At 51.4% G+C, this 14,363-nt stretch carries 14 protein-coding genes; 8 read left to right on the forward strand and 6 right to left on the reverse strand.

Features of this window, described 5'->3' with window-relative positions; genetic code table 11:
- The first annotated feature begins 80 nt into the window (after nt 1-80).
- Nucleotides 81-878 (forward strand): SDR family NAD(P)-dependent oxidoreductase, encoded by a 798-nt coding sequence (locus OGV80_RS17775; RefSeq protein ID WP_087052918.1) that lies wholly within the window; start codon nt 81-83, stop codon nt 876-878.
- On the opposite strand, the gene OGV80_RS17780 is transcribed toward OGV80_RS17775, so the two are convergent.
- Nucleotides 865-1,425: a TetR/AcrR family transcriptional regulator gene (locus OGV80_RS17780; protein WP_043015724.1), complete on the reverse strand. Its 561-nt coding sequence runs from the start codon at nt 1,423-1,425 to the stop codon at nt 865-867. The genes OGV80_RS17775 and OGV80_RS17780 overlap by 14 nt on opposite strands.
- Nucleotides 1,426-1,510: 85 nt before the next feature.
- Between OGV80_RS17780 and OGV80_RS17785 the strand changes: the two genes are divergently transcribed.
- The 3 genes from OGV80_RS17785 (at nt 1,511) to OGV80_RS17795 (ending at nt 3,923) form a co-directional block, all read left to right on the forward strand.
- The gene (locus tag OGV80_RS17785; RefSeq protein ID WP_075144936.1) at nt 1,511-2,719 is read left to right on the forward strand and encodes an MFS transporter; all 1,209 of its coding nucleotides are present in this window, start codon (nt 1,511-1,513) and stop codon (nt 2,717-2,719) included.
- Nucleotides 2,719-3,534 carry a Cof-type HAD-IIB family hydrolase gene (locus OGV80_RS17790; protein WP_043015722.1) on the forward strand — a complete coding sequence of 272 codons (816 nt, stop codon included), beginning with the start codon at nt 2,719-2,721 and terminating at the stop codon, nt 3,532-3,534. The genes OGV80_RS17785 and OGV80_RS17790 overlap by 1 nt, the downstream gene beginning before the upstream one ends.
- Nucleotides 3,535-3,641: 107 nt before the next feature.
- Nucleotides 3,642-3,923 carry a hypothetical protein gene (locus OGV80_RS17795; protein WP_043015721.1) on the forward strand — a complete coding sequence of 94 codons (282 nt, stop codon included), beginning with the start codon at nt 3,642-3,644 and terminating at the stop codon, nt 3,921-3,923.
- Nucleotides 3,924-3,951: 28 nt separating this feature from the next.
- Here the strand turns inward: OGV80_RS17795 and OGV80_RS17800 are convergent, their stop codons facing one another.
- Nucleotides 3,952-5,184: an MFS transporter gene (locus OGV80_RS17800; RefSeq protein WP_043015720.1), complete on the reverse strand. Its 1,233-nt coding sequence runs from the start codon at nt 5,182-5,184 to the stop codon at nt 3,952-3,954.
- 297 nt (nt 5,185-5,481) lie between these two features.
- Here OGV80_RS17800 and ybjG point away from each other — a divergent pair, with 297 nt between their 5' ends.
- Together ybjG and deoR are read left to right on the forward strand one after the other, a co-directional pair.
- Nucleotides 5,482-6,090 carry an undecaprenyl-diphosphate phosphatase gene (gene ybjG / locus OGV80_RS17805; RefSeq protein ID WP_087052917.1) on the forward strand — a complete coding sequence of 203 codons (609 nt, stop codon included), beginning with the start codon at nt 5,482-5,484 and terminating at the stop codon, nt 6,088-6,090.
- Between the two features lie 64 nt (nt 6,091-6,154).
- Nucleotides 6,155-6,913, forward strand: coding sequence for a DNA-binding transcriptional repressor DeoR (deoR, locus tag OGV80_RS17810; RefSeq protein WP_087052916.1), 759 nt, complete (start codon nt 6,155-6,157; stop codon nt 6,911-6,913).
- Between the two features lie 45 nt (nt 6,914-6,958).
- Here deoR and dacC read toward each other — a convergent pair whose 3' ends face one another.
- Complete coding sequence (dacC, locus tag OGV80_RS17815; RefSeq protein WP_032944358.1) at nt 6,959-8,161, reverse strand: serine-type D-Ala-D-Ala carboxypeptidase; 1,203 nt, start codon at nt 8,159-8,161, stop codon at nt 6,959-6,961.
- Nucleotides 8,162-8,489: 328 nt separating this feature from the next.
- Between dacC and OGV80_RS17820 the strand changes: the two genes are divergently transcribed.
- Entirely contained in the window at nt 8,490-9,116 is a 627-nt protein-coding gene (locus OGV80_RS17820; RefSeq protein WP_075144939.1) for a glutathione S-transferase family protein, read from the forward strand.
- 5 nt (nt 9,117-9,121) lie between these two features.
- Here the strand turns inward: OGV80_RS17820 and OGV80_RS17825 are convergent, their stop codons facing one another.
- Nucleotides 9,122-10,219, reverse strand: a complete 1,098-nt coding sequence (locus OGV80_RS17825) for a PQQ-dependent sugar dehydrogenase (RefSeq protein ID WP_087052915.1) — start codon at nt 10,217-10,219, stop codon at nt 9,122-9,124.
- Nucleotides 10,220-10,321: 102 nt separating this feature from the next.
- Nucleotides 10,322-10,705, reverse strand: coding sequence for a biofilm formation regulator BssR (gene bssR / locus OGV80_RS17830; protein ID WP_006685335.1), 384 nt, complete (start codon nt 10,703-10,705; stop codon nt 10,322-10,324).
- Between the two features lie 220 nt (nt 10,706-10,925).
- Here bssR and OGV80_RS17835 point away from each other — a divergent pair, with 220 nt between their 5' ends.
- On the forward strand, nt 10,926-11,852 hold the full coding sequence (locus tag OGV80_RS17835) for a LysR family transcriptional regulator (RefSeq protein ID WP_047412423.1): 927 nt from the start codon (nt 10,926-10,928) through the stop codon (nt 11,850-11,852).
- Between the two features lie 31 nt (nt 11,853-11,883).
- On the opposite strand, the gene glgP is transcribed toward OGV80_RS17835, so the two are convergent.
- Nucleotides 11,884-14,334 (reverse strand): glycogen phosphorylase, encoded by a 2,451-nt coding sequence (glgP, locus tag OGV80_RS17840; protein ID WP_043015714.1) that lies wholly within the window; start codon nt 14,332-14,334, stop codon nt 11,884-11,886.
- Between the last annotated feature and the right edge of the window lie 29 nt (nt 14,335-14,363).

Genomic DNA, 14,363 nt, shown 5'->3' on the forward strand with positions numbered 1-14,363 from the left:
GGAAATGTCGCCCTATATTTGCAGCACGCCGGTTATGGCACATACTTTTACTCGGTGCTTAATGGTGACGGGAGTAAGCTATGTTGCTCGCAGGCAAAGTCGCGGTGATCTTCGGTGGCAGCGGGGCTATTGGTAGTGCGGTTGCGCAGGCCATGGCGCGCGAAGGTGCCCATGTGTACCTGGGCGCGCGCAGTCAGGAAAAGCTGGATTGGACGGCCAGTCGCCTTCGAACAGCAGGCGGTACCGTCGATACCTTTATCACCGATGTACTCGACGAACACGACGCATCAAAACAAATTACTCAACTTGCGCAGCAAACCGGTGGAATAGATGTGGTAGTTAACGCGACCGGCTTTATGCATGAGCAGGGTAAGCGCATTGAGGCATTATCCCTCCCTGAGTATATGGGCGGTATCACCCCTTTCCTCTCGGCGCAGTTCAATATCGCAAAATCTGTAACGCCGCACATGGGCGGCGATCGAGCGGGTGTCATTCTCACCGTTGTCGCGCCCGCGGCCCCGATGGCGATGCCTGGACATCTGGGTCACATCGTCGGCTGTGCGGGAACAGAGGCATTTATTAAAGCGCTCGCCAGCGAACTGGGGCCGGCAAATGTTCGGGTCGTCGGCGTGCGATCACATGCGATTGTGGACGCGGTAGCGGCCGGCTCGTATACCGGAGAGATTTTCTCCGCAAAAGCGCAATCAATGGGTATAACCGTCGATCAATTGTTAGCGGGCGCGGCGCAAAGCACCATGCTCGGGCGCCTGCCTACGCTTGCTCAAATTGCTGAGGTAATGACCTTTCTGGCTTCAGACCATGCAGCAGCAATCACCGCCACGGTGGTGAATATTACCGGGGGCGCTACCCAGAGCTGACTGTCGCGGACAAGCCCGCTATACGCTCCACCATCAGCAAAATATCTTCTCGCTGCAGCGGTTTTTTGTCCGTGACAAAATGCAGCGTCATCCCTTCAATAAACGCATCCAGCGCCCGCGCCGTCACCGGGTCAAACCACTGCTCCAGCGTTTGTTGGCTGCGTAGCATCCAGTTTTGCATCACCGTTTTTAGCGCCGGTTTACGGCTGGCGAAGGCATATAACTGATACATGAGCTCCATGTTGTCAGGCGTGGTGACCTGAGAGCTGTAAATCATATCGGTAATAGCCTGGCAAGCCTGCGACGCATCCTTAACGTCGGCAAAAAAGGCCTGATACTGCAGCAGCATCCTGTCAGTAAAACGGCCAAACGCCTCCATCAAAAGCTCATCGATACCCGAAAAGTAATAGGTCATAGACCCTAGGGGCACCTGAGCAATTGTCGCAATCTTGCGATGTGTAACCGCATGAATACCATGGGCTATTACCGCATCCAGAGTTGCCTGAACTATTTTTTCCCGCCGCTGCGGATCGTTCGCACGTCGCACTGCATTACCTCTTCTTGCATTTGTGTACAAATGTACACAACCTTGCTAATGTTGTCTTCTTTCCTCTTTTCTTTGGCTCGAATTCATGACTGGCATCTCATCACGCAAAGCCTTAAGACGTCGTACCTGGGCGCTGTTCACGTTCTTCTTTTTACCAGGATTATTAATGGCCTCCTGGGCAACGCGTACCCCTGCCATCAGAGATATTCTCTCCATCTCCACCGCTGAAATGGGCGCGGTGCTATTTGGACTCTCTATCGGTTCGATGAGTGGCATTCTTTGTTCGGCCTGGCTGGTGAAACGATTTGGCACGCGTAAAGTGATCCGCACCACCATGTCTTGCGCAGTTCTCGGAATGGCAATCCTCAGCGGGGCGCTCTGGCTGCATTCCGCCTGGCTTTTCGCGTTTGGCCTGGGCGTATTTGGTGCCAGTTTTGGCGCGGCAGAAGTCGCCATCAACGTCGAAGGTGCGGCAGTTGAGCGCGAAATGAATAAAACCGTGCTGCCGATGATGCACGGTTTTTACAGCCTGGGAACGCTGGCAGGTGCAGGGGTCGGAATGATGCTTACCGCCTTCAGCGTCCCAGCGACCGCGCATATTCTGCTGGCGGCGATGGTTGCAATCCCCCCTATCTTCATCGCTATCAAAGCGATTCCTGACGGCACGGGTAAAAATGCCGCTGACGGAACTCACTCCGGCGAAAAAGGGTTGCCTTTTTATCGCGATATCCAGCTATTGCTGATTGGCGTCGTGGTGCTGGCGATGGCATTTGCTGAGGGTTCCGCCAACGACTGGCTTCCGCTGCTAATGGTGGACGGACATGGATTTAGCCCGACATCAGGCTCGCTGATTTATGCCGGCTTTACGTTGGGTATGACCGTTGGACGATTTACCGGCGGCTGGTTCATCGACCGCTATAGCCGCGTCGCGGTGGTGCGTGCCAGTGCGCTGATGGGCGCACTCGGAATTAGCCTGATTATTTTTGTCGACAGCTCCTGGGTGGCAGGTGTTTCCGTTATTCTGTGGGGACTCGGCGCATCACTGGGCTTCCCGTTGACCATTTCGGCTGCCAGCGACACCGGCCCCGATGCGCCAACCCGCGTCAGCGTTGTCGCAACGACCGGCTATCTGGCGTTCCTGGTAGGACCGCCACTGCTGGGCTACCTGGGTGAACACTACGGCCTGCGCAGCGCTATGCTGGTGGTGCTGGCGCTGGTGCTTGTCGCCGCCATCGTCGCAAAAGCGGTGGCGAAACCAGATCTCAAAAATACCACTGTGATGGAGAACAGCTAATGAGTATCAAATTAATTGCGGTCGACATGGACGGCACATTTTTAAGCGACCAAAAAACCTATAACCGTGAGCGCTTTATGGCGCAATATCGTCAGATGAAAGAACAAGGGATCCGCTTCGTGGTCGCCAGCGGCAACCAGTATTACCAGCTCATCTCCTTTTTCCCTGAACTGGCCAGTGAAATCTCTTTTGTTGCCGAAAACGGCGGTTGGGTGGTCAGTGAAGGCGAAGATGTTTTTAACGGCGAGCTGGCGAAAGACGATTTTCATGCCATCGTGCAGCATCTGCTGACCCGCACGGACATCGACATTATCGCCTGTGGTAAAAGCAGCGCCTATACGCTGAAGCAGTACAGCGACGAGCATAAAACTGTTTCCGCCATGTATTATCATCGTCTTGAATTTGTAGATAATTTTGACGATCTTAACGACGTTTTCTTCAAGTTCGGGTTGAATATTTCCGACGACCGTATCCCGCAGGTGCAGGCTGATCTGCATGAAGCCATTGGCGACATTATGGTGCCGGTGCATACCGGCTACGGCAGTATCGATTTAATTATTCCCGGCGTGCATAAGGCAAATGGTCTGCGCCTGCTGCAACACCGCTGGAATATTAACGACGATGAGGTTGTTGTGTTTGGCGATGGCGGAAATGATATTGAGATGCTGCGTCAGGCAGGATTTAGTTTTGCAATGGCCAACGCCCATGAGCCGGTTATCCAGGCGGCTAAATATCGCGCGGGGTCGAACAACGAAGAGGCTGTGCTGGATATTATCGACCGCGTGTTAAAGAATGAAGCACCGTTTACGCATTAATGCCTCAGCACAGACGGCAACAAAATAATGGCATGATCTATTCATAATCCGCCTCAAATTAACCCACTGGATTATTACTTCCGGTGAATATTTCAGGCGAGCGGATTATGAAGAAAAGTATACTGATGGCGACATTGTTGCTGGGTTTTGCGGGAACAGCATTTGCGCAAAGCGTTACTGTTGACGTTCCCAGCGGTTACAAGGTGGTGGTTGTACCCTCTTCCGTCAGCGTTCCGCAGGCGGTCAGTGTGACTTCCGCGCCGCAAACGGTGTATGTTGCTCCGGCACCTGCCCCGGCTCCTGTTTATCGCGCACATCCTTATGCGCGACATGTTGCAAGCGTCGGTGAAGGGATGGTTATCGAACATCAGATTGACGATCACCACTAAGTTGTCGCCAGGCCCGGGCAACCGGGCTTTAACCTTCCCGTGAATCCCCTACCCGTTTATCTTTCAGGAAGATAACCATCAGAATCAGCCACAGTACGCCGCTTGCCAGATTGAACAGGCTGAACAAACCGTTCCCTCCCAGCAGATAAGCGTGTTTACTCAACTCGATACCAACGGTAAAAATCAGCATCTGCAACATCCCCATGGCGGCGGAAACCGTACCTTTACTCATTTCACTGGCGAACAGCGTCAGACGTACCAGTCCCGCATTCGCCACGCCAATGCCAAACGCATAGATGCTCAAACCTGCCGTCATCCATAGATATGCATGGGATGATACCACCGTAGCCGCTGCGGCAATCACCAGCCCGACGGCGATTGGCCAGCCGCCCATGATAATCAGCGAACGTACGGTTTTGCGCGAAGTCAGGCGCGCCAGAACCAGGTTACCGGCAATCAGCGCGCCAAAAATCGGCACCTGCAACAGGCCATATTCGTAGCTGCTGAGATGTTCACCGCTAATGATGATAATCGGCGACTGCGCAATCCACGCCAGTAACGGCAGGCTGACAAACCCCAATGCCAACGCACCAGCCACGAAGCGCACATTCCTCAGCACCAACTTATAATCTTTGCCCAGCTCTTTAATGGATAACTTTTCGCCAAGTCGGGTTGCCGTTTCCGGCATCGCCCGTTGCAGACCAAAAAAGGAGATGGCGGCAAGAGCGGCAAACAGGATAAACATCCCTTCCCACGGCAGAATATGTACCCAGGCTGCGCCGACCAACGGACCCAGAAGTGGCGCAATCAGCGCTACGTTTGCCATCAACGCGGTTATTTTTATGCACACCGCTTCTTCAAAAGATTCCTGAATTGCGGCGTAACCCACCGCGCCAATAAAGCACAGGCTTATCCCTTGTAAAAAACGCAGGAAGGTAAACTGCTCAATATTCTGCGCAAGCAGGGTCGCAAGGCAGGTCACAATGAACCACAGCACACCGGTTAACATCACCGGGCGACGTCCAATACGATCCGACAGCGGTCCTAACAACCACTGCAAAAACATGCCGCCAGCCAGATAGGCGGTCATCGATGTGGGTACCCAATCTAATCCGGCGTTATATTGCTCCACCACCGCCAACATTCCGGGCTGGATCATATCGTTGCCGATATAAGTAGAGAATTCGTAAAGCACCAGACAGAGAGGGAAAAGTAATGCCTGACGCCCCAAACGGGCGCCTGAAGATAAACGGTTCTGCATGCAATCTCTTAACTATAGAAAAATCGCGCAAAGTGTAATAAATGCGCCGTACTGGTGATAGTGAATTATGTGATTTGAAAGCAAAATGCGCACATTTTTACACTCATTTGCTCAAGAACATTTTGCTTTAAGGTTAATTTAAGTTGAGGCCGCTATCATGCTCAATAAGTCTCATTAACTGTCTTAAAAATAGTCATTTAGCAGACAAATAAGACAAGACCGCTTTTTATTCCGTGAAAGCAATTTTATGCTCTCCCCCCTATGGGCCTTTAAACGATTACACTGAGTCTGGACGTTATGCTGGAAAATCTGAACAACTCACTTTTTTATCTCATCAATGCCACGCCGGACTCTGCGCAATGGATGATATCGCTGGCGATTTTTATTGCCAAAGACCTGATTAACATCGTGCCATTGTTAGCCGTTGTACTTTGGCTTTGGGGACCGCGCGACCAGGTTATGCTCCAGCGTCAGTTGGTCATCAAAATGGCGATTGCGCTCATCGTCGGGCTGACGATTTCATGGCTGATGGGACATCTGTTCCCCCACGATCGTCCGTTTGTTAACCACATCGGTTACAACTTCCTGCATCATGCAGCGGATGACTCTTTCCCGAGCGATCACGGTACGGTTATCTTTACCTTTGCCCTCGCTTTCCTGTTCTGGCATCGCCTTTGGACGGGCGCTCTGCTGATGGGCGTTGCCGTAGCAATTGCCTGGTCGCGGGTCTACCTTGGCGTACACTGGCCGCTGGATATGCTGGGAGGATTACTCGCCGGACTGATTGGCTGTCTGAGTGCCCAGATGATCTGGCAGCGCTTTGGCGCACCCCTGTATCTCGGCTTGCAAAATTGCTATCGCGCCTGCTTCGCTCTGCCCATCCGTAAAGGCTGGGTGCGTGACTAACCCACGGTAAAAAGAGTAATATTAAGCGCGGCACAGAGCACTTATTCTACTCTCCAGGGGAACTATGGAAACTCGACGCGATGAGCGTATTGGTCAATTACTGCAGGCGCTGAAACGCAGCGATAAATTACACCTCAAAGAAGCCGCGACGCTGCTGGGTGTATCCGAGATGACCATTCGTCGCGACCTGAATAATAACGATGCTCCCGTCGTCCTGCTCGGGGGCTATATTGTTCTGGAACCCCGCAGCGCAAATCACTATTTAATCAGCGATCAAAAATCCCGGCTGGTTGATGAAAAACGCCGCGCCGCCCTACAGGCGGCAAGCCTCGTTCAGGCGCACCAGACCATCTTTTTCGACTGTGGCACCACCACGCCGTGGATCATTGAAGCCATCGACAATGAAGTGCCTTTCACCGCAATCTGCTACTCGTTAAATACGTTTCTGGTGTTGCAGGAAAAACCGCAGTGCCGCGTTATTCTGTGTGGTGGCGAATTCCATGCCAGCAACGCGATTTTCAAACCGCTCGATTTCCAGGAAACGCTGAACAATCTGTGTCCGGATATCGCCTTTTATTCCGCGGCAGGCGTTCATATTGAGAAAGGCGCGACCTGTTTTAACCTGGAAGAGCTGCCGGTGAAACACTGGGCGATGTCGATGGCGCAGCATCACGTGCTGGTGGTCGATCACAGCAAATTTGGTAAGGTGCGCCCTGCGAGGATGGGTGAAGTAAAATGCTTTGATACCATCATCAGCGACAGCCGTCCTGACGAGGCGTTTGTTGAGTACGCGAAAGCGCAACGTATAAAGCTGATTTATTAAGAGATGCTGCCGGATGGCGATAGCGTCATCCGGCAAACGCGAAGATTAAGAGAACCAGCCACCAAACCACTGGTGGAATTTCATCATCACAAAGTCCCACATGCGGCTAAAGAATCCGCCCTCTTCAACGTCTTCCATCACCATCAGCGGACGCTGCTCGATGGATTTCCCGTTCAACTGGAAGTCGATAGTGCCCACAACCTGACCTTTCTTCAGCGGCGCGGTTAACTGTGGCTCGGTGAGGGTAAAGCTGGCCTTCAGGTTTTTGAGCTGACCACGCGGGATGGTCACCGAACCCGCTTCTCCAGCGCCCAAATTAACTTCGCTCTTATCACCAAACCAGACGCGCTGGGTCACGAAAGTCGCATCCGGCTTGATCGGCGTAACGGTTTCAAAGAAGCGGAAGCCCCAGGTCAGCAGCTTTTCTGACTCATTAAAACGAATGCGGTCGGTTTTCGCTCCCAGCACCACGGAGATCAGGCGCATATCGCCCTGAGTTGCGGAAGCCACCAGGTTGTATCCCGCCCCGGCAGTGGTCCCGGTTTTCATACCGTCCACGTTCAGGTTGGTACTCCACAACAGACGGTTGCGGTTCGGCTGGCGGATTTTATTAAAGGTAAACTCTTTCTCTTTGTGGATAGCATACTCTTCCGGTACATCGTGGATGAGCGCTTTCCCGAGCAGCGCCATATCACGTGCGGTACTGAACTGTCCTGCGGCATCCAGGCCATGCACCGTCTGGAAAGTGGTGTTGGTCAGCCCCAGTTTTTTCGCGTAGCCGTTCATCAGGCCAATGAAGGATTCCTGACTACCGGCAACGTAATCAGCAAGTGCAATACAGGCATCGTTCCCGGACTGAATAATAACGCCTTTGTTCAGATCGGACACCGCAACCTGATCGCCAGGTTTGAGGAACATGACCGACGAACCGCGCAGGGCCGGGTTACCGGTTGCCCAGGCGTCTTTGCCCACCGTGACCATGTCGTTGAGGTTAATTTTCCCGGCCTTTAGCGCCTGACCAACCACATAGCTGGTCATGATTTTGGTCAGACTGGCAGGGTCCAGTTTCTCATCAGCATTACCTTCCGCCAGCACTTTGCCGCTGGCGTAATCCATCAGGATCCACGCGCGCGCGTCCACGCTCGGTGGGGCCGTCGGTTGCTCCGCCGCCTGTACGGTCGGCGCCAAGAGGATTAAGAGTGCAGAACCTGCAGCAAAGCTGCGAAGTGAAGAGAAGTATTGCGTCATAAATGCCACCCGAGTATCCATTCCAAAAAACCACGTCATACCACACCGTGTTTACACAAAACCGGCCAAACGACCTCGGCCAACCCATGCAGAAAAGGTCTGATGGATGACGTGTAAAATAAGTGCGGTGAGTAATAACGCACTAACGAGCTTAAAGAAACCGTAAGTTGGTAAAGTTTTTAAAGTTTATGCAATAACGCCGCGCTGCGCTGCTCCTGGCACGATTTTTTTAGACTTTGTTGCGTAAATATTAGGTTTACCCCACCATGTGAGCTCGTCAGATGGCATCTGCAGCCATAAAGCTGCTCAATTAATTTGCGGGGTTACTATGATTACACTGTGGGGTCGCAATAACTCGACCAACGTAAAAAAAGTATTGTGGACGCTCGAGGAACTGGAACTGCCGTATAACCAAATTCTGGCGGGCGGACAGCATGGCGGTAACCGCGATGCCGACTATCTGGCACTGAACCCCAACGGACTTGTCCCGCTGCTACGCGATGATGAAACGGGCGTTGTTCTGTGGGAATCCAATACCATTGTCCGCTATCTGGCCGCTCAGTACGGACAAAAGCGTTTGTGGATTGATGCTCCGGCTGCGCGCGCTGTCGGTGAAAAATGGATGGACTGGGCGAACCAGACGCTAAGCCCTGCGCATCGGGTTATCTTATTTGGTCTGGTCAGAACACCTGCCGATCAGCGCGACACGGCGGCCATCGAGGCGGGCGCTCAGGTTTGCGATAACCTGTTTGCCATTCTGGATAACGCGCTGGCGGACCAGTCATGGTTCTCCGGAGCTGAATTTGGTACCGCAGATATTGCCGTTGCGCCGTTCATCTACAACCTGTTCAATGTTGGCCTGAGCTGGACCCCACGCCCACATCTGGAGCGCTGGTATCAACAACTGACCGAGCGCCCGGCGTTTCAAAAAGTCGTGATGATCCCGGTCAGCTAACCAGGTCAGGGACTCACTTTTAGTAATTCCCCGTCGGACTCGTCGGTTAATACATATAAATAACCGTCTGGTCCGACGCGGACATCACGGATCCGCTGCCCCCGTTCCTGTAAAAGACGACCGTCTTCGGTGACGGTATTCCCTTTGACGCTCAGCACAATCAGTTCTTTATCTTTCAACGCGCCGATGAACAACTTCTGCCGCCACTGAGGGAAGGCGTCGCTGTTATAAAAAGCCATTCCACTGACTGCCGGTGACTTTTCCCAGTAAAAGATGGGTTGCTCAGTGCCAGCAACAATTTGACCTTTTGCTTCCGGAATTTTAAGACCGCTGTAGTTAACACCCCAGGTCGCGATCGGCCAGCCGTAGTTTTTCCCTTTCTCCGGGATATTGATTTCATCGCCCCCGCGTGGACCATGCTCATTGAGCCACAGGGTATCGCTCCAGGGATTCATCGCCATGCCCTGCGGATTGCGGATACCATATGACCAAATCTCTGCCCGCTCCCCTGTCTTGCCCACAAACGGATTATCCGGCGGAATTTTCCCCTCGTCGGTCAGTCGTACCACCTTACCCTGCAGCTTATCCAGATCCTGTGCGCTGGCTCGTTGGTTATTCTCACCGAGGCCAATAAACAGATAGCCGTTACCATCAAATACCATACGTCCGCCAAAATGGTTTCCGGTAGATAGCTTCGGCTGTTGGCGAAAAACGGTCTGGAATCCTTGCAGATGTTTGAGATCGTCGCTCAGCCGCCCGTAACCTACCGCCGTGCCGGCTTTACCTTCACTATCAGCTTCAGCAAAGCTCAGCCATACCCGGCGAGATTGTGCAAAATCCGGTGCTAACGCCACATCAAGCAGTCCTCCCTGACCATTTGCCCAGACTTTGGGCACGCCGGTCAGTGGGTCGGAAATCCCCTTATCTGGCTGCCAGAGTCGAAGCTGGCCGCCTTTAAGCGTAATGAGCATACCGCGATTGTCGGGTAAAAAAGCCAGCGACCACGGGTGATCGAGTTTGGTTTGCAGCACTTCCACTTTTACCGCGGCGGCATAAGTGGAAAATAGCGCAAGTGGAATAGTACAGAGAAAGAGTCGACGCATAACACCTCCTGAATAGCTCTGCATAAAGCGTAGCCAGCAAGGGGAATTATCCTGCCATATTTACATAATCTTAACGAAAAGGGGGAGCGCCCTCCCCCTGATTCAGACGTGTTCCAGCGTTGGATAAGATTGCAAACACTGGATACTCAGCGTCAGCGTTGTCAGGCAGTTTTCCAGTTTCTCTGCGTTAACGGCGATGAAGGTTGGACAATCGTGATGTCCACTCATAAGACAAACAGCTGCGGCGGCTAACGCCCCTTCAGCACGATGAAGGGCATTCCACTCTTCCTGATCAAGATGCATACCGTGAAGCTGTGATTGTTCGTGCAATTCGCGATTCAGCACAAAAAAATTATCACGCAGACGATCGCTCTCGCTAACTGACATGTAGCCTTTCGCTTTTCTCAACAGCAGATAAGCGGCAAGTTCGATACGGGCGTTTATCAATTTGTTGAGAAGATCGGTTCTCAGTCTGTCAACAACCATACTTTGTTCCTCCTCTTTCCAACCATGGTGCAACTTAATAGTATGGTTGTTTTTTGAACAAATAGATGTCCTACATCAACAAAGCTCAATTGATTAACATAATTTACAATGTTACAACTCCAGACGGTGTGCTCAGCGAAAATGGTCAGTGTCTGACTGGCCTGACATTTTTTGCTATACCTGATGTGATTACTGCCGTGGCGCTGATTATGAGGGGTGTATGTCGAAAGCAAATGATGCAGAGAAAATTCGCACGCTATCAAAAATTGATCTCAATCTACTGACGATTTTCTGCTTGATCTATAGCGTCGGCAGCATTTCCAGGGTCGCGGACATGTTGAACATTTCGCCCTCTGCCGTCAGCCAGTCCCTGAGAAAACTGCGAGAAATGATGGGGGATAATCTGTTCGTCCGCAGCGGAAATGCGCTGTTACCGACGGTCTACTCTGATGAGCTTTATGATAATACAATCCCAATTATCGACAAACTGTCGTCGCTGATGCCGCTTTCCACGCCTGCCGCCAAAAAAAGGCTAACGCTCTACACGGAATCTTTTATTTCCCCTATCGTCATTCCTGAAGTTACCGCCAGGATAATCGATACCGACGCCGATATCAGTCTCCTGCACCTCACCGCCGACCTGAATGAACAGAGCATTATTGAGTTATTGAATATGCGCCAGGCAGATGCCGTTTTTTCAACTTTTTCCGTTGAGTCAGCAAGCCTTTCATGCCAGAAAATATGCGATATGCGGCTGGTACTGGCGGCATCAAAAAATAACGCTTTATACGGCAGCACCATTAGTGAAGCGCAATTCAGAAACGCGAACCTGGTGGGTTATAATACCAAGAATGAAAAAATCATTTACCATCGCAGCATTGTGGATAAAAAATTCAGAACCGGGGAGCGCTGCCTGCTTACCTCATCATTTACGGCGATACTGACGATTGTCTCCAATACCCATTGTATAGGGGTGATCCCGGAAAAGGTATTTGCAACACATGCTCATCTGTATGGGCTGAAAAAAATAAACACGCCGTTTCCCCTGCCGCAATTTAGTGTGTTTGCTTCATCGCGCAAAGACAGCAATACCCATAAGATCCTCTCCCCCATTCTCGCCGATTTGCAAACTGCCTCCCTGTTATAAAATCCAGGGAGGCCCAGCGTTAGGGAAATTGCTATACGCGAATTTTAGCTATGCGCCAGATATGGTCGGCATATTCCTGCACCGTTCTGTCCGATGAGAAATACCCCATGTTGGCAATATTATGCATCGTCTTTGTCGTCCACTCGCGAGGAGTTCGATACAACTCATCCACCGCATCCTGGCAGTCCACATAGCTGCGGTAATCCGCCAACACCTGGTAGTTGTCACCAAAGTTGATCAATGAATCCAGCACGTCTCTGTAACGTCCAGGCTCCTGCGGGCTGAACATACCTGTACCGATTTGCGTCAGCGCCTGGTGCAGTTCTTCATCATTTTCAAAGATCCGTCGCGGGTCATAGCCATCACATCGTAAGGCTTCAACCTGATTAGCCGTGTTACCAAAGATGAAGATGTTATCTTCCCCAACATATTCGCGCATTTCAATATTCGCACCGTCGAGCGTGCCAATGGTCAACGCGCCATTCATACCAAATTTCATATTGCTGGTCCCGGAGGCTTCCGTCCCGGCCAGGGAAATTTGTTCTGACAGATCGGCAGCCGGAATAATTAGCTGAGCAAGACTAACGCTGTAATCCGGAATAAAGACCACCTTCAGTTTGCCGCCTGTTTGCGGGTCATTATTGACTAGCTGCGCCACATCGTTAATTAAGCGAATAATTTGCTTCGCCATGTAGTAAGACGAGGCGGCTTTTCCGGCAAAAATATTGACACGTGGAACCCAATTGGCATCCGGCGCGGCTTTAATCCGGTTATAGCGCGTGATCACGTGAAGCACATTCATAAGCTGCCGCTTGTATTCGTGAATACGTTTCACCTGCACATCAAACAGCGCATTTGGATCCACCACCACGCCGTAATGGCTGGCAATATGTTGCGCCAGTCGCTGCTTATTTTCATGCTTCGCCCGGCGTACCGCCTCATTCACCGTCGGATAGTCTATATACTGCTTCAACTCGCCTAATTGCATTAATTGGGTCCGCCAGCTTTCACCAATATTATCATCCAGTACATTGGCTAGCGCAGGGTTTGCCAGCGCCAACCAACGCCGCGCCGTAACACCGTTGGTTACGTTGGTGAAACGCAAAGGAAAGATACGCGCAAAGTCAGCAAACAGGGAGTCGGTCATCAGCTTTGAATGCAACGCCGACACGCCATTTACCTTATGACTGACAACCACCGCCAGCCAGGCCATGCGCACCACGCGCCCATTAGATTCATCAATCAGCGATACGCGCTGCAACAGTTCGCTGTCATCGCGATAGCGCTCCTGTAACGTCTTCAGGAAGCGATCGTTTATCTCAAAAATAATCTGCAAATGACGCGGCAAAATTCGACTTAACATTTCTACCGGCCAGGTTTCCAGCGCCTCACTCATCAATGTATGGTTGGTATAAGAAAAAATCTGACAGGTCACGTCAAACGCGTTATCCCAACTAAACTGGTGATGATCAATCAGCAAACGCATCAGCTCAGGGATCGCCAGCACTGGATGCGTATCATTGAGGTGAATCGCGATTTTATCGCACAGATTATCGTATGTGCGGTGCAACTGATAATGACGGCTCAGGATGTCCTGAATCGTAGCCGATGCCAGGAAATAGGCCTGGCGTAAACGCAGCTCACGTCCTGCATCGGTCGAATCATCCGGGTACAGTACTCGCGAGATCCGATCAAAGTGGTATTTGTTTTCCACTTCCGTAGCAAAGTCTTCCTGCTGATTTAGTTTGCCCGCATTAACCTCACTATTTACCTGAACGTTCCACAACCGTAATGTGTTGGTGGTATCCGTCGCATAGCCGGGAATAATTTGGTCATGGGCCACCGCCAGAATATCTTCAGTTTCAAGCCAGCGGGTTTTATTCCCTTCTTGTTGCAGTCGCCCGCCAAAACGCACTTTATAATGTGTATTATGACGTTTGAATTCCCACGGATTACCGTATTCTAACCAATAGTCCAGCGACTCTTTTTGTACGCCGTTGACGATATTTTGTTTAAACATACCGTAGTTATAGCGAATGCCGTATCCACATCCCGGCAGGCCAAGCGTTGCCAGAGAATCAAGGAAACAAGCCGCCAGACGACCAAGACCGCCATTCCCAAGTCCGGGATCGTTTTCTTCGTCAATCAACTCTTCCAGTTCAAGTCCCATTGCCTCCAGCGCGCTTCTGATTTCATCGTAAATACCTAACGACAGCAGCGCATTCGACAGCGTGCGGCCAATTAAAAACTCCATCGACAGATAATAAACCTGGCGCGCATCCTGAGAGAATTGAGCCCGATTAGAACGGTGCCAACGCTCGACCATTCGATCGCGAACCGCATATAACGTCGCATTAAGCCACTCCCGCTTCGTCGCGATGGCGGGATCTTTGCCAACAGTAAATAAGAGTTTATTAGCAATATCGTCTCTCAGTTTATCAACATCAGAGTCCGTCGCGAGCGGTAGTGGCGAAATATACATATTAACGTTACCTTTCAAATTTTGCAGGA

Origin of the sequence: Citrobacter sp. Ce119, from assembly GCF_030334525.1 — a bacterium.
Classification (GTDB): domain Bacteria; phylum Pseudomonadota; class Gammaproteobacteria; order Enterobacterales; family Enterobacteriaceae; genus Citrobacter; species Citrobacter europaeus.